This is a genomic window from Pseudoalteromonas sp. PAB 2.2 (assembly GCF_001938575.1).
GTDB classification, from domain to species: domain Bacteria; phylum Pseudomonadota; class Gammaproteobacteria; order Enterobacterales; family Alteromonadaceae; genus Pseudoalteromonas; species Pseudoalteromonas lipolytica.
The window spans coordinates 146,168-168,822 of sequence record NZ_LYPI01000011.1 but is presented as its reverse complement, the minus strand read 5'-3'; the positions used below and the strand labels follow the sequence as shown (position 1 = coordinate 168,822).

General features: G+C 43.6%; 17 protein-coding genes. 3 read left to right on the top strand and 14 right to left on the bottom strand.

Annotated features, from left to right (window positions below; translation table 11 throughout):
• The first annotated feature begins 163 nt into the window (after positions 1-163).
• The gene (locus BWD47_RS10740) at positions 164-2,290 is read left to right on the top strand and encodes a S8 family peptidase (protein WP_065978316.1); all 2,127 of its coding nucleotides are present in this window, start codon (positions 164-166) and stop codon (positions 2,288-2,290) included.
• A gap of 62 nt (positions 2,291-2,352) precedes the next feature.
• Here BWD47_RS10740 and BWD47_RS10735 read toward each other — a convergent pair whose 3' ends face one another.
• From BWD47_RS10735 to prlC, 5 genes are all read right to left on the bottom strand, one after another.
• The gene (locus BWD47_RS10735) at positions 2,353-2,826 is read right to left on the bottom strand and encodes a peroxiredoxin (RefSeq protein WP_075593960.1); all 474 of its coding nucleotides are present in this window, start codon (positions 2,824-2,826) and stop codon (positions 2,353-2,355) included.
• 120 nt (positions 2,827-2,946) lie between these two features.
• Positions 2,947-4,872, bottom strand: coding sequence for a methyl-accepting chemotaxis protein (locus BWD47_RS10730; RefSeq protein ID WP_075593959.1), 1,926 nt, complete (start codon positions 4,870-4,872; stop codon positions 2,947-2,949).
• 116 nt (positions 4,873-4,988) lie between these two features.
• A complete protein-coding gene (locus BWD47_RS10725; RefSeq protein ID WP_036973144.1) occupies positions 4,989-5,744 on the bottom strand; it encodes a class I SAM-dependent methyltransferase in 756 nt (251 codons plus the stop codon).
• A 104-nt stretch (positions 5,745-5,848) separates the two neighbouring features.
• Positions 5,849-7,027 carry a two-component system response regulator gene (locus BWD47_RS10720; protein WP_065978314.1) on the bottom strand — a complete coding sequence of 393 codons (1,179 nt, stop codon included), beginning with the start codon at positions 7,025-7,027 and terminating at the stop codon, positions 5,849-5,851.
• 107 nt (positions 7,028-7,134) lie between these two features.
• Positions 7,135-9,186 (bottom strand): oligopeptidase A, encoded by a 2,052-nt coding sequence (gene prlC, locus BWD47_RS10715; protein WP_075593958.1) that lies wholly within the window; start codon positions 9,184-9,186, stop codon positions 7,135-7,137.
• 151 nt (positions 9,187-9,337) lie between these two features.
• On the opposite strand from prlC, the gene gorA reads away from it, so the two are divergent.
• Positions 9,338-10,699: a glutathione-disulfide reductase gene (gene gorA, locus BWD47_RS10710; protein ID WP_036973152.1), complete on the top strand. Its 1,362-nt coding sequence runs from the start codon at positions 9,338-9,340 to the stop codon at positions 10,697-10,699.
• Between the two features lie 178 nt (positions 10,700-10,877).
• Positions 10,878-11,612 (top strand): glutaredoxin family protein, encoded by a 735-nt coding sequence (locus BWD47_RS10705; protein WP_075593957.1) that lies wholly within the window; start codon positions 10,878-10,880, stop codon positions 11,610-11,612.
• Between the two features lie 72 nt (positions 11,613-11,684).
• Here the strand turns inward: BWD47_RS10705 and BWD47_RS10700 are convergent, their stop codons facing one another.
• The 9 genes from BWD47_RS10700 to BWD47_RS10660 all read right to left on the bottom strand — a co-directional run bounded on the left by BWD47_RS10700 (position 11,685) and on the right by BWD47_RS10660 (position 22,609).
• Positions 11,685-11,933: a hypothetical protein gene (locus BWD47_RS10700; RefSeq protein WP_051501928.1), complete on the bottom strand. Its 249-nt coding sequence runs from the start codon at positions 11,931-11,933 to the stop codon at positions 11,685-11,687.
• Positions 11,934-12,092: 159 nt separating this feature from the next.
• The gene (gene tldD / locus BWD47_RS10695) at positions 12,093-13,532 is read right to left on the bottom strand and encodes a metalloprotease TldD (RefSeq protein WP_036973157.1); all 1,440 of its coding nucleotides are present in this window, start codon (positions 13,530-13,532) and stop codon (positions 12,093-12,095) included.
• Positions 13,529-14,359, bottom strand: coding sequence for a carbon-nitrogen hydrolase family protein (locus BWD47_RS10690; RefSeq protein ID WP_074989348.1), 831 nt, complete (start codon positions 14,357-14,359; stop codon positions 13,529-13,531). Before BWD47_RS10690 ends, tldD begins: the two co-directional genes overlap by 4 nt.
• Complete coding sequence (locus BWD47_RS10685) at positions 14,349-18,209, bottom strand: YhdP family protein (protein ID WP_075593956.1); 3,861 nt, start codon at positions 18,207-18,209, stop codon at positions 14,349-14,351. Before BWD47_RS10685 ends, BWD47_RS10690 begins: the two co-directional genes overlap by 11 nt.
• Positions 18,209-19,681, bottom strand: a complete 1,473-nt coding sequence (gene rng, locus BWD47_RS10680; RefSeq protein WP_036973165.1) for a ribonuclease G — start codon at positions 19,679-19,681, stop codon at positions 18,209-18,211. The genes BWD47_RS10685 and rng overlap by 1 nt, the downstream gene beginning before the upstream one ends.
• 1 nt (position 19,682) lies before the next feature.
• Entirely contained in the window at positions 19,683-20,252 is a 570-nt protein-coding gene (locus BWD47_RS10675; RefSeq protein WP_036973166.1) for a nucleoside triphosphate pyrophosphatase, read from the bottom strand.
• A complete protein-coding gene (mreD, locus tag BWD47_RS10670) occupies positions 20,252-20,731 on the bottom strand; it encodes a rod shape-determining protein MreD (protein ID WP_036973169.1) in 480 nt (159 codons plus the stop codon). Before mreD ends, BWD47_RS10675 begins: the two co-directional genes overlap by 1 nt.
• A complete protein-coding gene (gene mreC, locus BWD47_RS10665; protein WP_174403892.1) occupies positions 20,724-21,566 on the bottom strand; it encodes a rod shape-determining protein MreC in 843 nt (280 codons plus the stop codon). The genes mreD and mreC overlap by 8 nt, the downstream gene beginning before the upstream one ends.
• Positions 21,566-22,609 (bottom strand): rod shape-determining protein, encoded by a 1,044-nt coding sequence (locus BWD47_RS10660; protein WP_036973172.1) that lies wholly within the window; start codon positions 22,607-22,609, stop codon positions 21,566-21,568. The genes mreC and BWD47_RS10660 overlap by 1 nt, the downstream gene beginning before the upstream one ends.
• Positions 22,610-22,655 lie beyond the last annotated feature (46 nt).

Sequence of the window (22,655 nt, the reverse complement as noted above, 5' to 3'; positions counted from 1 at the left end):
AAACCCAGTTAAAAGTCAGATTTAGCCATCTATACACTTGTTTATAACTAAAATAGAGACAAACATAACAAAACGATATTTTAACTTAATTTACATTTATTTTACCTTTGTCCCCCTTCGCGAAAAACATTGCGAAGAAACTTATAACAATCTAGGGATCATTATGACAACTAACAATAACTTAAAAAAGTGCGCAATCGCACTGAGCCTCACTGCGTTGTTTGGGACGACGGCAGCGATGGCAACGCCAAACCAAATGATGTCACCGTCTATGGCGGAAACAGCCGCTAAGCTACAAGGCCAAGACGGTTTTGGTACACAATTCATCATTAAATACAAAAATAACAATGATGAAATGATGACTATGTCGGCTGCAGAACAAACGCCGATGCTAATGAATAAAAAAGCGCAGGGCTTTGTTAAAAACTTCACAAGTAAAAAAGGCCAAGTGAAAGCACAATACGTGCGTGCAATGGCAATGAGCAATCACCACGTTATGCGTGCTGATAAAAAGCTATCAGCTGAAGAAGCTCAAGAGTTTATGCAAGAAATGGTTGCAACGGGTAACGTTGAATACATCGAAATTGACCAAATGTTAAAGCCATTTGCAACGCCTAACGATCCACGTTATTCAGATCAGTGGCATTATTATGAGCAAGCTGGTGGTTTAAACCTGCCTACAGCATGGGATACAGCAACAGGGAGTGGCGTTGTGGTTGCGGTACTTGATACGGGTTACCGCCCACACATTGATTTAAATGCCAACATTTTACCGGGTTACGACATGATCTCTAACCTATCGGTAGCAAATGACGGTGGCGGTCGCGATAGCGATGCACGTGACCCAGGTGACGCTATTAGTGCTAATGAGTGTGGTTATACACACGGCGCACAAAGCTCAAGCTGGCATGGTACGCACGTTGCGGGTACTGTCGCTGCTGTGACTAACAACGGTGAAGGTGTTGCGGGTGTTGCGTATGACGCCAAAGTTGTGCCTGTACGTGTACTTGGTAAATGTGGTGGTTTAACATCAGACATCGCCGACGGTATCATCTGGGCATCAGGTGGTTCTGTATCTGGCGTTCCTGCGAATGCAAACCCTGCTGATGTTATCAATATGAGTTTAGGTGGCAGCGGTTCATGTAGCTCTACAACACAAAGTGCTATCAACCAAGCTCGTAATAACGGCACTGTGATTGTAATTGCAGCAGGTAACGATAACGACAACTCAGCTAACTATAATCCTGGTAACTGTAATGGCGTAGTAAACGTTGCGTCAGTTGGCCGTAACGGTGGCCGTGCTTATTACTCTAACTACGGTAGTAATATTGATGTTGCTGCACCGGGCGGCGCGCAAAGCTTTGCTAACGATTCAGAAGGTGTGTTATCAACTCACAACTCAGGCTCAACTAGCCCTTCAAGCGACAGCTATCACTATTCACAAGGTACGTCGATGGCTGCCCCACACGTTGCCGGTGTCGCTGCGCTTATTAAGCAAGCGAAACCTTCTGCAACACCTGATGAAATAGAAAGCATTTTAAAATCAACAACTCGTGCTTTCCCAGCAACATGTACTAGCTGTGGTACTGGTATTGTAGATGCGGCAGCAGCGGTTGCTGCGGCGTCGGGTACTACACCTCCACCGCCAACAGGTAACGTGTTAGAAGATGGTCAAGCTCTTACGGGTCTTAGTGGTGCGGCTAGCAGCCAAACTTTCTACACAATGGAAGTTCCAGCAGGTGCTACAAACGTAACATTCACGATGAGTGGTGGTACAGGTGATGCCGACCTTTACGTTCGTGCAGGTAGCGCACCAACAACATCAACATACGATTGTCGCCCATACAAAGGGGGTAATGAAGAAGTATGTTCGATTGATAACCCAACTGCAGGCACTTATCACGTTATGCTTAACGGCTACTCTGCTTATTCAGGAGTGAGCCTAGTGGGCGATTTAACAACATCTGGTGGTACAGGTGCACCTCAAGCAGGTGGCGGCACGGTTACTGATATTTCTGCAAGTGCGGGTCAGTGGAAACACTACACACTAGAAGTACCAGCAGGCATGGCAAGCTTCACTGTCACGACATCTGGTGGCACTGGTGATGCTGACTTGTTTGTTAAATTTGGCAGCCAGCCTACAACATCAAGTTATGACTGTCGCCCGTACAAAAATGGCAATGCTGAAACATGTACATTCAGTAACCCACAAGCAGGTACGTGGCACTTAAGCTTAAATGCGTATCGCACCTTTTCAGGTGTAACACTTGATGCACAATATCAACCTTAATGGTTGAATACTCCCGTTTCCCCTGGGACTTTTAGCCGGACTCTCGTCCGGCTTTTTTGTACTTATAGCTTTTCTAAAATAGCCTCAGCACGACTTACTGCAAACTCTTTATCTTGTTCAACAAATAAGCCTGCTACCGTTTGGTTTTCTACGATCATTGCATAACGCATCGAACGAATACCACCAAAACTCGCGGTGTCTTTATCTAAACCAAGCGCTTTAGTAAAACTGGCATCACCATCGGCTAACATACGAATGTGTTCAGCGTTGTGCGCCTCACCCCATGCCTTCATTACAAACGCGTCGTTTACCGATACGCAGTAAATAGCATCAACACCTTTCGCCATAATTTTATCGGCAAGTGCCACAAATTCAGGTAAATGTGCATTTGAGCACGTTGGTGTGAAAGCACCAGGCACTGCAAATAAAACCACTTTTTTGCCTGCAAACAAAGACTCTGTTGAATGCGTTTGCATTCCTTCGCTCGTTAGTTCTGTTAGGCTTGCTGTTGGTAAAGTTTGGCCTTGTTCAATCATCATAATTCCTTGAAATTTTAGTATGAGTTCAGAGTGTATACCCAAACGATACATTGCAGCACATGCTTCATTTTACGATACACAAAAGTGTGTGATATCTGCGAAGCCATTTTCGGCTAATTACAATCCTAAGCTACGTTTAATGGTATTCATTTGCTGTTGTAGGCGCTGTTGAATATCGCTCACAAGAACATTTGATTCGCTTACTTGGCCTTTCATGCTGAGCATTGACTGACTAAAGTTTTCGAGTAAAGCATTTTGCTGCTTTGCAAGCTCCATGGCATCAAACGCAACTTTATTGGCGTCTTGTGCATTTTCGGCAACCCCTTCTGAGTTGCGCTTTAACTCTTGGGCATTTTGCGTTTGTAACTCGGCATCACTCGCAAGCGCACTAATTTGTGTTGATACCATGGTTGAGTTTTCACTTAAGCGACTAAGCTGGCTGTTAATATCATCCAGTGAGCCTTGGGTTTGTCTTGCTAATTTACGCACTTCGTCAGCGACAACGGCAAAGCCGCGACCATGCTCTCCTGCCCGCGCCGATTCAATGGCGGCATTAAGTGCCAGTAAGTTAGTTTGTTCGGCAATATTTTTAATGACTTCGATCACGTGGCCAACATCATTTACGCCACTTAATAGTGCTTTTAAACTTGTTAAACCTTGCTCTACACGTTGCTCAGTGTGTGAGCTGGCTATGAGCATGTTGTCAGCAAACCCTAAGCTTTGCTCCATGGCATCGAAGGTGTGCTTGGCATTGTCGGCCACTTGGCTATTTATCCTGTTAACTTGCTCGCCGATATGCTGAATATCATTGAGTAAAGCTTGATTTTGCTCGACCTGTGTTCGGCTCGCATCAGTTTGCTGACCAATCGTGTGGAGGTGTTCGCTCATTTCTAGCATAAAGTCATTAATGACTTTAAGCATTTGCGCTCGTTCTTCGGCTTCACCGCGTTGACGCTCAATTAGCTGGTTAAAGTAATGTGCTATTTCGCCCACTTCTGTCTTGGGGTTATTACTTTGAATATTTTTTAGTTCGTTGCTTTCAATTAAAAATGCAAAGCCATCACGTAATTGACGCAGTGGATTTAGCACTTGATTACGCTGTACAAAGTACACGCCAGCCGCTAACACCACTAACATGCCAATAGCAAAGCAAAACACAATAAAAACCTGTTGCTTAAGTTGCCCTTGTTGCTCTTTTAATTTTTGCTCGGCACCGAGTACCGTACTAGACAGCGCGTTTATTTGCGCACGTAATGCTTGCATGCCTGTTTGGCGTTGCTCTGCTTGCGCGATGGTCGACGCTAAGTCGCGCGGAAAGCGCTTAGGCCAGCTGCTTAGCTCTGCTTTTATGTCGCCTGCTAAGTCTTCGGCCTCTTCGCCAAAAAATAAGGCGTCTTCGTCAACCTCGCTCATGACCCCTAAATTATCAAGTTGCGCTATTTTATTGGCAAGGGTGTTAAGGTTCGCCACACTTTGATTAAGGCTGGTTTTGGTGTCTTGATCAAAACTAACAATGAGTTTGTAAGTATATAAGGCAAGGGTCGTTACTTCGCTGTAGTAATCACTTGCAAGTTGATAATACTCAAGCGCTAATGCAGTTTGTGGCTTGGCTTGTGTTGCATAACCCACTAACGATGATGCCGACCCTGCCATTTGCCTGAGTGAATTATCAAGCAGCGCCATTTCGTTACCTGAAAGTTTCCCCAGTGCTCGGTATTTACCGTTAATGTCTTTATCTAATTCGCTGAGTTGTGCCGTTAGTTGGCTTGCGAGCTCGTTTGGTAAGCTTGCTAAATGCTGTTTTTTAACATCGCTGATCAGGGTAGAGGCTTGATTTAAATGTTGGCTATCACCTTGCTCTAAATAATCATCAAGGTGGCTTTTTAAATCAATAATAATGGTGTTTTTTAGCTTGTTGTAAGCGTTATCTTGTTGCTCTAAGCCGAGTAAGGTTTGGCTTGCCCAAAACAAGGTGGCCGCCAGTAAGATACTGGCAAGAGTGAGTAAAACGGCTAATAACCGAGTAAATGATGACACGCGCATGAACTACATTCCCAAAAGTCGTTACGCGCGTAGAATATTAACCTTTTATGACAATTTGATGTAAACCATCCAAATTAACGTCAAATGTAATCACAAATTAATACTTAATAACTGCACTACACCATGGCAGCTTTTACATACACATCAAAGCGGTTTTTCTTGGTTTTGATTTGCATGCTGGGGGTTTTGTCATTTAAAAAAGGCGCGTAATCAGGTCGCTTAACAACAACCCGCTTAGTAGCTAATGGATACGCAAATTCGAGTAAATCGTCTGCATCGTTGTCCGCACCCACCAGCTCTTGGAATACACGCATTTCTTTTTTAACCAGTGCCGACTTTTCTCGATGTGGAAACATAGGATCTAAATAAACAACATCTGGTACGTTGTTACACTGAGCCAGTAATGTGTGGCTTGAGCCAAACACTAAGCTCATTTTTTCTTTCATCCATGGACCAATATCAGCATCGTTATAGGCTCGCTCTAGGCCATCGTATAATAACGCAGCAACCACAGGATGGCGCTCATGCAAAATTACATGACAACCTAACGACGCAAGCACAAAGCCATCTCGGCCAAGGCCTGCTGTTGCATCAAGCACAACGGGAGTGGCTCCTTTATTTAAGCCCACCGCTTTGGCTATCGCTTGACCTTTACCGCCACCAAACTTGCGACGATGCGCCGCCGCACCACTCACAAAATCAACATGAATAGCGCCCAGCTTCGGCTCATCCTTTTTTTTAAGGCTTAGGCCCTGATCGTCATAGTGCAATGAAAAGCCATCATTATTTTTAGCCCATTCGGCTAAACCGAAACGTTGCTCTATGGCGTCTAAATAAGGACGCATTTCTTTAAAAGGACAATGAATTACCACAATTTACTCCGTGAACCGAATGCAACGCAAGTATATACCCAAACGTATTTAAGATACATGGTTCACAGGTGTGCAAAGTAAAAGTTACGTCACTATTTAAATCGCTAAAATAGCTCGATATCTGTTTGCGAGGTGACATCTTCAGTATGGCGTGGCTCTGCAATTTTTTGCAGGTTTTCTAGTAACTCATTACGCGATTCAATAATGTGTTTAAGCTGATATTTAATAAATGCTAAATCATCATTAAGCGATGCAAATAACAACTGGGTTTGCTGTAACTGCTGAAGGTGAAAGACCACTTCATCACTGCTTGATACGTTACTTTGTTCCACTGACTTGGTTAGCTCAACTAATTGTGCGGCAAACTTTTCGACAGCCCGCTCTCGTGAGTCACTATTTTGATACATCTGTTCCGACAGCTCATTAAAAGCATTACCAATTTGCTGTGCTTGGGCTAACGCGCGCTCGTTCACTTCCATATATTGTACTTTGGCGTTAGTCACTTCGAGAATATGCGGAAACAAATCTTTGTAACGCCCATAAAGCTGCGCATCGTCTAATGGCATGTTTTTTACTAACATCGATATTTTTGGGTAATTAACAATGGTGCGATGCCCAAAATCAACAAAGCGGTTTGCGTCACGGTGTTTTTCAAGTAGCTCTTGCTCAAGCGGACATACTCCACCGTCTGCACTGCAAAATACGCCGATATCTTGATACCAGAATGCAAGAACCACATCGAGATCCATCGGATTAAAAAACTCAAACATGTGTTCAGACAACGCTTTAATATCGTGCGCATGATAACTTTGCCCAACGTAACGCATTATACGCCCCATATCGCCTGAGTCTGTCATGGCTATTTCGGCGGTGATCTGCGCACGTTCAACATCACTTTTTAACTTTTTAGAGTGCTGACGATATTGGTATAACACGCGAATACGCGCCATAAGTTCTTCAGCGTTGAACGGCTTAACAATGTAATCGGCTGCACCGGCATTGTAGCCCTTAACCCGGTCGGGCAATTCGGTTTTACCCGATAAAAACATCACCGGTGTATCTTTCGTTTGTGGGTGTGCTTTAAGTTCAGTGCATACTTCAAAACCCGTTTTGCCGGGCATTTCAATATCCAGCAAAATAATATCTGGATTATATTTAAGTGCCTGTCTTAATCCTTCTTCGCCATTTTTAGCATGGATCAATGTGCAAAAGCCCGAGAGCGACTCTTCGATGACATGATGTACGTATTTATCATCATCAATGGCTAACACCAGTTTTGACATGCTTTATTCCTGTAAATGCTTTTCTAAAAAGCATAGTACGCAAGATTGATTTTGCTAAGATTTATTAATAAAAAAAGCGCCTTACGGCGCTTTCATACAATAATAACTTAGGCTGCAATACCACTGTGTCTGAGGAGTGCATCGACTTGTGGTTCACGACCTCGGAACTTTTTAAATAATTCCATCGGCTCTTCACTGCCCCCTTTTTCTAAAATGTTCTTTAAGAAAGCGTGACCCGTTTCTTTATTAAAAATACCTTCTTCTTCAAATTTAGAGAAAGCATCTGCCGACAAAACTTCAGCCCATTTATATGAGTAATAACCGGCACTGTAACCACCGGCAAAAATATGGCTGAAACCATGCTGAAAACGGTTAAAGGCGGGGGCTTTAACAACCGCAGTTTTACTGCGAACTTCATCAAGCGTGGCTTGAATATTACAAGGTTCACCCGCTTTGTAATCATGGTGAATGGTAAAATCAAACAGCGAAAACTCTAACTGACGTAGCATTTGCATGCCCGATTGAAAGTTCTTCGCGGCCAATAATTTATCAAGCAGTTCTTTTGGCAGCGGTTCACCCGTTTCATAGTGACCCGAGATAAAGTTAAGGGCCTCTTCTTCATAACACCAGTTTTCTAAGAACTGGCTTGGCAGCTCTACGGCATCCCATGCCACACCATTAATGCCCGCCACTGGCGCGGCATCAACTTGGGTCAGCATATGATGAATACCGTGTCCAAACTCATGGAATAAAGTTGTCACTTCGTTATGAGTAAACAGCGCAGGTTTATCACCCACTGCTTTATTAAAGTTACAGACTAAGTAAGCGACAGGTGTTTGTAATTCGCCATTAGCGCGCACTTTACGCCCCATGCAATCGTCCATCCAAGCGCCACCACGTTTACGGTCACGTGCATATAAATCAAGATAAAAACGGCCGCGTAGCGTGTTACTGCAATCGTAAATCTCGAAGAAGCGCACATCTGGATGATAGCTATCAAACTCATGCACTTCTTTCACGCTAATATCAAACAAGCGGTTTACGGTGGTAAATAACCCGTTTAAGACCTTATCGGCAGGAAAGTATGGGCGCAGTACTTCATCAGAAATTGCGTACTTTTCTTGCTTTAATTTTTCTGCATAATACGCGTAATCCCATGCTGCAAGCTCGCTTACACCATGTTTTTCTTGTGCGTAGGCTGTTAATTCAGCAAGCTCTTGCTCAGCTTGTGGCTTTGACTTAGCCGCTAAATCTTCTAAAAACGAGAACACTTGCGACTCAGATTCGGCCATTTTAGTTGCTAATGACATTTCTGCGTAGCTGCTAAAACCGAGTAACTCGGCCAGTTCATGACGAAGTGCAAGCTCTTCGCTCATGATATCTGAGTTATCAAACTCACCTGCATTAGGGCCTTGGTCAGACGCACGAGTTACAAACGCAGTGTACGTTTCTTCACGTAATTTACGGTTATCGGCATAGGTCATAATAGGCAAATAAGAAGGGAAATCTAAGGTGAACACCCAACCATCAAGCTCTTTGCTTTTTGCTGTATCGGCACCGAGTGCCAGTGCTGACTCAGGTAAGCCTGCTAATTCACTTTCATCTGTAATGTGTTTTTGCCAAGCGAGTGTCGCATCCATCACATTATTGCCAAACTTAGAGGCAAGCTCTGATAAGCGCGCACTAATTTCACCGTATCGTTTTTGTTGCTCAGGCTTTAACGCGATGCCCGATAATTCAAAATCACGCAACGCATTAGTAATGGTTTTTTGCTGTGCAGTGGTGAGTGTTTTAAATTCTTCGCTGCTATGTAAAGCATTATAGGCATCGTATAAACCTTGATGCTGACCAACAAAGGTTGAGTACTCAGATAACAACGGCAAACATTGCTCATAAGCTTCGCGTAGCTCGTCGCTATTTACCACCGAATTCATGTGCGATACTGGCGAAAATAGTCGTGATAACTTGTCATCAGCCTCTTCAAGTGGAAGAACTAGGTCATTCCAAGTGTATGACTTACTTGCCAATACCTCATCAATTTTGGCACGACAGTGTGCAATCGCTTCTTTTAATGCCGGCACAACATGGGCTGGTTTAATCTTAGAAAACGGCGGAAGCCCTTCTAATCCAATAAGTGGGTTATTTTCTGCAATTGTCATTTTCGTTCTCAATTTTTATGCGAATATGGTGTTGAAGTTGGGGCGAATTGATGAAATACAAGGGGCTTAACCTCGGTCTTTATTATGCTATTATCAACTTATTAATAAATCGATTAATTAATAAAAAACTATCTGTTTTTGAGGACAAACTATGGCTCAGCATTTTGATTACATTGCAATTGGTGGTGGCAGTGGCGGTATTGCCTCTGCAAACCGTGCTGCAATGCGTGGCGCAAAAGTCGCACTTATTGAAGCAAAACACATGGGTGGCACCTGTGTGAATGTAGGTTGTGTTCCAAAGAAAGTAATGTGGCATGGCGCACAAATTGCTGAAGCAATTAATGCATACGCACCCGATTACGGCTTTGATGTCGAATTAAAAAGTTTTAGTTGGGCTAAATTAGTAGAAAGCCGCGAAGCTTACATTGGCCGTATCCACCAAGGGTATAACAAATACTTATCAAGCAATGGCGTAACGGTAATCAACGGTTTCGCGACCTTTGTTGATAACAAAACCGTTGAAGTTAACGGTGAGCTATACACCGCTGACCATATTCTGATTGCCGTGGGAGGTCGTCCAACGATTCCTAACATCCCAGGTGCTGAACTAGGTATTGATTCAAATGGCTTTTTTGAGCTAGATGCCCAACCTAAGCGTGTTGCTGTTGTGGGTGCTGGTTACATTGCTGTCGAAATCGCAGGTGTACTTCACAGCCTTGGCACTGAAACGCATTTATTTGTTCGTAAAAATAAACCATTACGTACTTTTGACCCTTACATTGTTGATACGCTTGTCGACATTATGGCGAAAGAAGGCCCGACACTTCACACTGACTGCACACCAAAAGAAGTGATTAAAGAAAGCGATGGCAGTTTAACAATTCACTTTGAAAATGGTCACAGCCAAAATGTCGATGAAGTTATTTGGGCTATTGGTCGTACACCAACAACCGATAAACTGAATATCACAGCAACCGACGTTGAGCTTAACGAAAGTGGCTACGTAAAAGTTGATGAGTATCAAAATACAACCGCTAAAAACATTTATGCCGTTGGCGACATCATCGAACACGGAATAGAGCTCACACCCGTGGCTGTAAAAGCGGGTCGTATTTTATCAGAGCGTTTATTCAATAAAGAATTGCCTGATGATTTAAAAATGGACTACGAGCTAGTACCTACAGTTGTATTCAGTCACCCACCAATCGGCACGATTGGTTTAACAGAGCAAGAAGCAATTTCGCAATATGGTGCTGAAAACGTAAAGGTTTATAAATCAAGCTTTGCAGCTATGTACACAGCAGTTACTCAACACCGCCAAGCATGTAACATGATGCTTGTGTGTGCAGGTGATAACGAAAAAGTTGTTGGCTTACACGGCATTGGCTTTACTGTTGATGAAATGATCCAAGGCTTTGCAGTCGCAATGAAGATGGGCGCAACCAAAGCAGATTTTGATGCCGTAGTGGCGATTCACCCTACCGGCTCAGAAGAGTTCGTGACGATGAGATAAACTCGCGTTGCGAGAAAATATTAAAAACCTTGCGGTGCTGCCGCAAGGTTTTTTTATGCCTTGTAGAAAGTCGGCACAAACCTTGTAGCTACGACGTTATACCAACATTTTGCCATTGTTTACTGTGTTATCGAGTAAAGATTACGCAATAAGCTTGGCATTTTTACAAGGAGGCACTGTGTCTAAGTCTGCAATTTTATATCGCATGGTGACCGATGAGCATATATGCCCATTTGGTTTAAAATCTAAAGATTTGTTAGAGCGCAATGGTTACGAGGTTGATGACCGCCACCTCACTAACCGCGAAGAAACAGATGCATTTAAAGAGCAGCATCAAGTAAAAACCACGCCACAAACCTTTATCGATAATAAGCGTATTGGGGGGTATGATGATTTACGCGACTTTTTCAATCTGCCCGAAGCGGGTCAACAAGGCACAACTTATACCCCTGTTTTAGCGATTTTTGCGGTAACCCTACTCTTAAGCTGCGGGTTTAGCTACGCCAGCGGCACAGCTTTACTGTCGATGCAAAACTTAATGCTGTTTGTTGCACTGACAATGGCGGTGCTCGCTATTCAAAAACTACAAGACCTGTACAGCTTTTCAAACTCATTCATTACTTATGATTTACTGGCAATGCGTGTTGTGCCTTATGCCTATGTTTACCCGTTTATTGAAGCCTACGTTGCCATAGGTATGGTGGCTAAGCTGCCAGCTTTAGCTGTCGCGCCATTTTCGTTGTTTATTGGTGGCATAGGTGCGGTATCGGTGTTTAAGGCCGTTTATATCGATAAGCGAGAGCTAAAATGTGCCTGTGTGGGTGGCGACAGCAATGTCCCGCTGGACTTTATTTCTCTCAGCGAAAACTTATTTATGATAGCGGCAGGTATCTGGATGCTGAGTACACTTTAGCCGTTTATGCTAAAGCTTAAGGTGATAATTTTCAGTGGCTTAATAAGACGTTAAGCCACTGTAATGGGCGTGCTACCCGCCATTGCGTAAGTCACGCTCAAACTCAGTTTCTGTTTTAACCGGATGACAAGTCGACGTCACTGAACCTTTGCTGCTGTCATCTTCGTCTGTACTAAAAATGGTATAGCTGTAATCGGTTTCTAGTTCACCGCCTAAACACTCGTGCTCGGCATACACTTCATTTGCAGACCCCTCTCTTACTTCCTGTGATGCACAGCCGGTAAGCATGAGTAGTATTAATAAAATTGGCGTTACTTTCATATTTTCACCTTAAAATTATTATATTTACTGCGAACAGTAACGAATATAGTGGTATTAATGGTACCTATATTGATACATTTTTACTGCGAAGTGAAGTGTTATGAAATGAGGCAGGTTAAAAATTTAACCTGCCTTACTGAAGCGGGAAAAAGAGGGCGATTAAGCCGTACCACCGACCGTTAAGTTGTCAATTTTAAGGCTTGGTTGACCAACCCCTACCGGCACGCTTTGACCGTCTTTACCACATACCCCGACGCCTTTATCAAGCGCAAGGTCGTTACCTACCATCGAAATTTGCTGCATCACTTCTGGGCCGTTACCAATCAGTGTTGCGCCTTTGATAGGCTGAGTAATTTTACCGTTTTCAATTAAATACGCTTCAGAGGCGCTAAATACGAACTTTCCTGAGGTGATATCAACTTGACCACCCCCAAAGTTTGGCGCGAAGATACCTTTTTTCACAGAGCTAATAATATCAGCTTGGCTGTGCTCGCCCCCCAGCATGTAGGTATTAGTCATACGCGGCATAGGTAAATGAGCATACGACTCACGACGCGCATTACCTGTTGGGTTTACACCCATTAGGCGTGCATTGAGCTTATCTTGCATGTAGCCTTTTAGAATACCGTTTTCAATAAGCACGTTATACGCAGCAGGTGTGCCTTCGTCATCTACATTCAGTGAACCACGACGGTCGGCTATGGTGCCATCATCCACCACGGTACACAGCTCGGAAGCTACCTTTTGACCGACTTTACCGCTAAACGCAGAGGCACCTTTACGGTTAAAGTCACCTTCAAGACCATGACCCACGGCTTCATGCAGTAACACACCCGGCCAACCTGCACCCAGTACCACTTCCATGCTACCTGCTGGCGCATCAATGGCTTCTAAGTTCACTTTAGCTTGGCGTACAGCTTCTTCTGCGTATTCCATCCAGCGCGGCTTACCATCAACTAACTCTTTAAAGTAGCCGTAATCTAAACGCGCACCGCCGCCTGCACCACCGCGCTCACGGCGACCATTCTTCTCAAGTAATACGGAACAATTTAAACGAATAAGCGGGCGAATATCGGTGGCAAAGGTGCCGTCGCTTGCTGCAATGAGTACCTCTTCGTACACTGCTGACATAGAGCTAATCACTTGCTCTGCGTCGGGGGCTAACTCGCGAATGTAGTTTTCAAGTTCGCGCAATAGGCTCACTTTGTCGTTATCGCTCATACTTTGAATTGGCTGATGCGGTGCATACTGCTGTTTTGCTGCTACATCGCTAAATACTTGAATCGTTTTGCTTTCGCCTGCATTCGCAATGCTTCGTGCTGCTGTTGCGGCTTTATTCAGCGCTTCAAGATTGATTGCATCTGAGTACGAAAACCCTGTCTTTTCACCGCTTACAGCGCGCACACCCACACCACGCTCAACATTGTATGAGCCTTCTTTTACGAGACCATCTTCTAACACCCATGATTCATGGTGGCTAGATTGAAAATACAGATCGGCATAATCCACTTGATGCTGATGAATAAAAGCGAGCGTTTTTTCTAATTCTTCTCTATTTAGCTGGCTGTCATGTAATAAATGCTGTTCAACCGTGTTCATAATAAATGCTCTCTAAATCGTTGCTGAGACTGCACAGGCATGTCTTGGCGAATTGTATTCAGTCGGTTTAAATCAAGCTCATGGCTGATAAAACCAGTGCCTGAGGCAAGCTCACTGAGCGTGTTTCCCCATGGCGAAATAATAATGCTGTGGCCATATGTTTGTCGGCCATTTTCGTGCTCACCCCACTGTGCAGCGGCTACCACATAACATTGCGTTTCAATCGCTCTGGCAGCCAACAAGGTATGCCAATGAGCGGCTCCTGTTACAGTGGTAAAGGCACTGGGTACTAAGATGAGCTCAGCCCCTTGGCGCTGCATCGCAGTGAATAAACCACTAAAGCGTAGATCATAACATACTGCTAAGCCGATTTTACCAAAGGGTGAATCAACCACTACAATATCTTTGCCCGCTTCGGTGGCATCAGACTCCCGATAATTACGCGTGCCATCGGCAACATCGACATCAAATAAGTGGATCTTATTGTACTGCGCTACCACCTCACCTTGGTTATTAAATAAAAACGAGGCGGCTAAATATTTACCGTTAGGTTGTGATACCGGCACTGTCCCAGCAGCCAACCAAATATTATGTTGTTTACATAGCGCAGCCAGTGCAGCTGTGTACTGTTCAATGTGTAATCCGAGCTGATAACTTGCTTGAGTGTGCTTGCTAAAAATTAAAAAGCTTTCGGGTAGGCATACAAGCAGCGGACGTGTCGTGGGCAATTGCGCCAGCGTGTCTGCTAAAAAAGCCATATTTTGCTCCGCATTCATTCCCGAGCACATTTGCACTGCTACAACCTGCGGCTGAGTATTAACTGTCATTGTTGTCGAAGCTCGCTGAGGTGGCTGCATCTTTTAATTTAAGCCTTGTTGATGACTGCGGCTGGCTTTGTGCCGCTTGCGGTAAGGTTACTTCACGGCTCTTACGATCAATTTCTTCAACAACCGGATCATTCATACTGCCTGTCACCTTAAAGTTGATTTCTGAGATCACTCTCGCAGAGTGAATTACTTTATCGATTGCAAGCGCCGCAAGGCCACTTACCGGGTTGACCATCCATGCTACGATCACTGGGATACTTGAGGTAACCTGCGGGGCAACAGCTAGATCGTAGTCTATTTCAAAGGTATTTAAGTTAGTGTGGCCTTTAATCGTTAAGTCGGCAGGCACACCATCAAGCTTGGTATCTTGAGTGTAAGCAATCCCTTTCTCTAACTGCATCGTGCCTTGCATCTTGTTATAAAAGAAGCCTTTTGAAAATACATCTCTAAAATCAAGTTTGAGCTTACGTACCAGTGAGTCGAGACTAAGCAATGAAAACACCCTAGCACCACCGTCACTCACTTCCGCTAAATGCCCTTCACCTAAACGCCAATCTAACTCGCCTGCTAGCGTAGGCACATCAAAATTATACGGCGCACCTTGCCAAGCGAGGGCAAATTTTATGTCGGCATCGGAGTCTTTTACTGTAGTAGTAATATCAAACTCATCAAATAAGTCGCCAATATCATCACTTTGTAGGTGACCGTTAAAACGCGTTGAGCCATCAGCAAATTGCCCTTTCGCTCTCAGTATATGGTCGCCTTTATCTATCACGAGCTCAGTAAATATCAAGCTATTATTATCACCACCAAACGTGGCTTTTACTTTATCAAGTTGGTACTCGGCTAGTTTGCAATCTTCACAGTTAAATTCGATGGCTGGTATACGTGTTAACCAGCTTAAGTCTTCAGGTTGTTCAACTTCATGTGCAGACTCCGTCGCGGTGTCATTAAAGTTAACCCGTAAATAATCAGTAAATATTTGAATAGGTCTACGTGTATCGCCTGTCGGAATGAGTGCATCAGCTCTGAGCTCTTTGGCATTTAGTTTAAGCTCTAAATCGGCTTGCTTTGGTGCTAGCCTAAACTCAACATCATTAAAATCGATATTTTGAACCGCTAACTTATTAAATTGACCCGTTACATTGTTAAATGCAGGCATTACGCCAGGACCGTCTGATTTAGCCTTGGTCAAATCGATAATTTGCTCAATCAACCCAAACCATGGCACAAGCTTAGTTTCTGGTAGGTCAATCGATACCGCAAAACCATCTCGATTAAGGCCTAAATCTTTTGAACCTAAAATAAGGTGTGCGTTATTAAACTGCTTTTTGCCATTATCTAAAATAGCATTGAAAAATAGCTGTTCATTGATATTTGCAGTGATCAAATTAGAAATATGATCGCCCTGCACTACCGCTTTGATAGGCCAAGCATTGTCAGCACTTTTTGTGTAAGGTGCGGGTAATTGACTGGTTATACCCACTAAGTTACCGCTGATATCAGCGCGATAGTTGAAGTCGTTGGGTAAAAAGTTAAGGGAGACATTAATAGCAACGTCACTTTGCCCCGTTAAATAACCTTCGAGCAGACCCTGCCCTTGCTCAATTAATGGTTCTGCATCTAAGGCCAATTTAATCGCGATTTCTGCGCGGTAATTATCAGCCACATTTTCGCTATTAAAGCTGGCTGTTAACGGCATACCTAACCAATCAGCTTTGGCATTTTTTAAATCAATTTTGTCGTTATTAAATTTAACAATGCCTGTCATATGATTAAGTGTGATGCCAGGCTGAGCAAGATAAACAGGTAAATTAGCAAGCTCAACTTCGCCGAGGGCATCAACATGGCCTGAATGTAAATCGACAAGCAAATTAATATTTGCTGTGGCTTCACCTTGCGCTTGTACTACTTCAAAAACACTTGCTAACGGTTTAGCGAGCGGTGTGGCTGCAAAAAATGACTGTAATTTATTGCCGTGGGCACGTTTATTTATCGCTACATTTAGAGTATCGGCATGCATTAAATCAGCAATACTTACGTGTACACTGTCGCCAAGTGATAAGTTTACAAGTGTGCCTGACTTGCTGTAAATATCCATGCGTTCATTTTCAAAATGCAAAATCACATTGGCATTTTCAACGCTGGGCCAACTGGGTGTGAACTGGTATTTGGCATTGTTCACATTTGCCAATACTTCGAACTGCCCTTGTTGCTCTTTAAACGGAAAACCGCTAAACGGCCCCGAAAACAACACCTGTGCTTTATTAACTTCGCCGCCTTTAATGGCGCCGTTTAGGTAGTTAACTAAGTTTTCGCTCATTACCGGTAATGGAAAATAATGCCCCGCCACGTTGGCATCAGGTGCGTACGCTTCGGCATATAAATCAAGGCGCGGCTCTGCAGTTAGGCTAAGCATCATTTCTGCTGCAACGGTTACTTCGTCATTATCAAGCCAAATGTTGTCACTGCTAATACGCCAGCCATCGTCGTAATGACGTAAATCAAGTTCAACATTTAACTGATTATAAGGAATGTCTTGGCTAAAACTGCCATTGGTTAACAAACGGTTATTTTCGCCAAATAACGTTATACGCCCCGCAGCTTGGTTAATATTTCCCTCAACCCGAATGGCTTGCCCACCAGGGATCCCTTGTAAGGATAACCAGTTGAGCTGTTCACCCTTAAACCACAACTGCCAGTTATCTTGCGCACCAAATTCAACATACGCTTCGCTTAATTGGCCATTAGGCTGTCGTTCTAAAAATGGCGCTAATACTTCAAAGTTACTCAATTGAGATAATTTTGATAACAATGCAAAGTCAAACTGCTTGAGCCAAATCTTATTTGTATCTCCAAGCTGGGCTTCAAACTGCAATGTTGGCCATTGTTTTAAATCACTTTCAAAAGCAAGTCCGGTACTTTTTAAACGCCAACCATTCTGCCAAGGGAATAAGTGAAAGCCCCCTTCATTTAAACTAATTTGATGCGCTTCTTGGTTTTGTTGCCAATTTATGTAGCTGGGTAACCATTGCACTTTTACGTCACTGATCAGTCCTTTTTCAAGGCTAAACCAGGTTTGCAAGTTCATATCGGAGTGCAATTGTTGTTTGTCTGTATTGATGTATTGTGCCAGCCATTTTGAAACATCGACATTCGCAGCTTGCACATAAATATCGCCAGCCATGGTCTCAAGCGTTGAACCATTAAGTGCCATGCGGGCATCAAAGTTGCCGACAGAAATCCCCGGTAAGGCTAGGCTTCCTGAACCTTGGTGCTGTTCTGGGGTATTTTGCCACACAATATTTTCAAGAATTAACGTACGCTCTTTGCCATCATTAAGCATAAAATTAATGCTACTGTCTTGAATCGCAAAGTGGCCCGTTTCACCCAAAAACAAGCTTTCTATTAACTCTTTTTGCTCAAAACTGTCTGCTTGCTTGTTGTTGCCAAACTTAAGCATGGTTGGCAAATCAACATCGGCATGAAAACCATTGATCACAAAGTAACTTGATTTAAGTTGACGAGTTTTAATCGACTCCCACAGATTTACCTCTAGGCTGGCTTTATCTATGGTGAGTGCAATCGGTGAAGTCTGATTGTCCTCAAAGGAAATATCTTCAAGGACTAATGAAGGGCCTTTACCTTGCCAACTGGCTGAGATAGCACCTATTGAAAGATTTACATCGAACTGTTCATACAAAAACGCTTCAATGTCGCCTTTATAGTCATTGGCATATGGCAGGGTATACTTTAAAACAGAGACAATAACGGCCAGCAGTACGATAGTAATAGCAAAAACTTGCCATAACTTACGTAAACAAAAAAAGCAGACCGTTTTTGCCTTCATTACATCATTACCACATCAAACTGTTCTTGATTGTATAAACTCTCTGTTTGAATACTGACCTGTTTACCTATAAATAGTTCAAGCTCGGCGAGGTTATGATACTCATCGTTGATCAACGCTTCGCTTACCGAAGGCGCTGCATACACCATAAACTTATCGGCTGCGTAGGCACGGTTAACCCTGACAATTTCACGCAGAATTTCGTAGCATACCGTTTCAACGGTTTTTTGCGACCCTCGGCCTGAACACGCGGGGCACACGTCACATAAAATATGTTCTAAACTTTCGCGGGTACGCTTACGAGTCATCTCGACTAAACCCAGAGCAGATAAGCCATTGATGTTGGCTTTTGCGCGGTCTTTTGCCAGTGCCGACTCAAGTGAGTGTAAAACGCGACGTTTATGCTCGTCACTTACCATATCGATAAAGTCGATAATGATAATGCCACCTAAATTACGTAATCGCAGTTGTCGTGCGATTGCCGATGTTGCCTCGATGTTGGTGTTAAAAATGGTTTCTTCTAAATTACGATGCCCAACAAATGCACCGGTATTTACATCAACGGTAGTCATTGCTTCGGTTTGGTCAATAATTAGATAACCACCTGATTTAAGTTCAACTTTACGGTGAAGGGCTTTTTGAATTTCAGTTTCGACATCAAACAAATCGAAAATAGGTCGCTCACCTGGGTAGTATTCAAGCGCCCCAGATAAGATGGGCACAAACTCTTCAGTAAATTCTTTTAACTCTTGGTATGTCAGCTTTGAGTCAACACGAATGCGCTCCATGTCTTCGCCAACATAATCACGTAGGGTACGAAACGCCAGCGTTAAGTCTTCGTGTAAGATGCTCTCTTTACTGATTTTTTTGCGTTTATTGACAATTTTTTGCCACAGTTTTTTTAAAAACTCAGCATCGTGACGCAGCTCAGCTTCTGAAGCGCCTTCAGCAGCGGTACGCACAATAAAGCTGCCATCTTCATCGCCATATTCAGCGACTATTTTTTTCAGTCTGGTACGTTCTTCTTCGGTTTCAATACGCTGACTTACGCCAACATGGGTCGCGTCAGGCATGAACACTAAATAGCGTGATGGAATTGTGATATCAGTCGTTAAGCGCGCCCCTTTGGTGCCCAAAGGATCTTTCACTACTTGCACCATAATGTATTGACCTTGGCGCACTAGTTCACGGATATCTTGCACCTTTTTAATGGGCTGCTCATCGACTCCTTCAACAATTGAAGCACTATTTACAATGTCAGATGCGTGCAAGAACGCTGCTTTCTCTAAGCCTATATCAACAAATGCGGCTTGCATTCCCGGTAATACTCGGCTGATTTTGCCTAAGTAAATATTGCCAACAATGCCTAGGTTGCCAATTCTTTCTAGCTGGATCTCTTGTAGTACGCCGTTTTCAATAAGCGCAACACGACTTTCACTCGGTGTAACGTTGATCAGTAATTCAGTGCTCATGTTACCCTCTTAAAAATTCATTTAATAACTGCTCAGTCTCATATAAAGGTAAGCCTACTACTGCAAAATAGCTACCAGAAATATGACTTACAAACCGTCCACCTTGGCCTTGAATGCCATAACCACCCGCTTTATCGTGCGGTTCACCAGAGTGCCAATAAGCGTCGATTTCATCATCGCTAAGCTGTTTAAAAGTGACATCGGTAATAACAAGGCAGCTTTTTACGTGCTGTGTATCAGCAATTGCAACGGCGGTCATAACTTGGTGAGTTCGGCCCGACAAACGTTGCATCGTTGCAACAAAGTCGGCTTTATCAAGCGGTTTGCCAAGGGCTGTGTCATCAATAACCACAACCGTATCACTGCCTAACACGGGCCTGTCGGTATAGCCCATTGCAACGCCTGATTGTGCTTTGAGTTTGGCTAAACGTTCAACGTAATGACGTGGCGATTCGTTCGGAAATTGGCTTTCATCTGCATCAACGCTAAATTGAGAAAACTCAACGCCGAGTTGGCTGAGCAACTCTTTTCGGCGCGGTGATGCAGACGCCAAATAAATTGCGGTTTGCATTATCTAATCCTGAAATGACGGCGGTATTTACGCAAAATTAAGAAAATCCACCACCAACACAGCATGCCAGTCAGCACGGGCCACATATAATGAGGGCTGAAGTAAACTCCCATCAAAAAGTGATTAAGCCAAAATTGCATTAGGTGGTAAAGCGTTAAAAACAAAGCAATTAATATACTTTGCTGCCATAAAGAAAAGTTTCTAATTTTTTGAAAGTTACTGGCGGTAATAAAAATACACACCGAATAGGTCAGCGAGTTCACGCCCAGTGGTGAGCCCGATGCTAAGTCCATTAATAAACCCACAACCCACGCTGTGCCAATGTTTAAACGGTGCGGCACCGCTAACGACCAGTACATAAGCACCAGTAACACCCAGTCTGGGCGGTATGGCTCAAATGAGATAGGTAACGGCATTAATGCCATGACCAGTGCAAAAAAGATACTAATTGCAATCAGCAAAGAGTGACGGCTATTCATTGCTTATGCTCTCCTGCTGATTACGCCACAGCACAACCAATAAACGAATTCGGTCAAGTTGGGCAATTGGCTCAGCATACACTTGTGCGAATGGGTGACCTTCATCACGATTAATTTCGGTTACCACGGCCACAGGATACCCCTCAGGGAAAGTCCCCCCTAGACCTGAAGTCACTAAAATATCACCAATACGTACATCAAGGCTATGCGGCACATGCGACAGCTTCACGACATTTATTTTGCCAATCCCTTCAACCACAGTGCGAACATCATTGCGTAAAATACGTACCGGTGTCGCATGGGTTGTGTCGGTCATAAGCAAAACGCGAGAAGTGGTTGAACCCACTTGTGTAATTTGCCCGACAACCCCCATTTCATCAATCACAGCTTGGCCTTCGCTTAAGCCATCTGTAGTGCCACGATTGATCACAACCTGATGGCTGTATGGATTTGAATGAACAGAGAGCACTTGGGCAATTATTTTACGATTTGATTGCTTTGCAGACGAGCCGAGTAACGCACGCAACTTGTCGTTTTCACGCGATAAAAATTGCAGCTGTTGTAGTTGTTCGCTTTGTAAAAGCTGTTTTTTCTTCAGTGCTTCGTTTTCAGTAAGAAGCTGATCGCGAGTATGAAGATTCTTCGCACCAATACTAAATAGCTCATACGGCAAATTGGCAAGATAGATGAGTGGGCTAACCAGTGTATTTAAACTGGTGCGGATTGTTGTACCACCTTGTGTATATCGATCGCCCACAATCAATACGACACTCAAAAGCACTGCGACAAAGAGTCGCAGTTGCAAAGAGATGGTACGACCAAACATTAACTTCATTAGTCGTAACTAAATACGTCACCACCGTGCATATCAATCATTTCTAATGCTTTACCGCCACCACGAGCAACACAAGTTAGTGGGTCGTCAGCAACAACAACAGGAATACCTGTTTCTTCCATTAATAAACGATCTAAATCTTTTAACAATGCACCACCGCCTGTTAATACCATGCCGTGTGCAGAGATATCAGAGGCAAGCTCAGGAGGTGATTGCTCAAGTGCAACCATAACCGCACTTACAATCCCCATTAGAGGCTCTTGTAATGCTTCTAGGATTTCATGTGAGTTAAGTGTAAATGAGCGCGGCACGCCTTCAGCAAGGTTACGACCACGTACTTCAATCTCAACAGGCTCATCAGTTTTGAATGCCGAACCGATCTGATGCTTGATATTTTCAGCGGTTGCTTCACCAATTAGGCTACCAAAGTTACGACGGACGTAGTTGATAATAGCTTCATCAAATTTATCACCACCAATACGCACAGATGATGAGTAAACCACGCCATTAAGCGAGATAATGGCCACTTCTGTCGTACCACCACCGATATCTACAACCATTGAACCCGTTGCTTCTGATACAGGTAAGCCTGCACCGATTGCCGCAGCCATTGGCTCTTCAATCAAATACACTTCACGTGCACCTGCACCCATTGCTGATTCGCGAATAGCGCGTTTTTCAACTTGTGTTGCCCCACACGGCACACAAATTAAGACACGTGGGCTAGGACGCATAAAATTGTTGTTATGTACTTGCTTGATAAAGTGCTGGAGCATTTTTTCGGTGACATAAAAGTCGGCAATAACACCGTCTTTCATTGGACGAATCGCTTTAATGTTTCCCGGTGTACGGCCTAACATTTGTTTTGCTTCCGTACCTACAGACGCAACACTTTTAGGACCACCAGCTCGCTCTTGACGAATAGCAACTACTGAAGGTTCATTTAATACGATACCTTCTTCTTTTACATAAATAAGGGTATTGGCTGTACCCAAGTCGATCGATAGATCGTTTGAAAAAATACCACGAAGTTTTTTAAACATGAGGCTGGATGACCTTTGATAATACGTTCTTATACTAGCTGCTCTC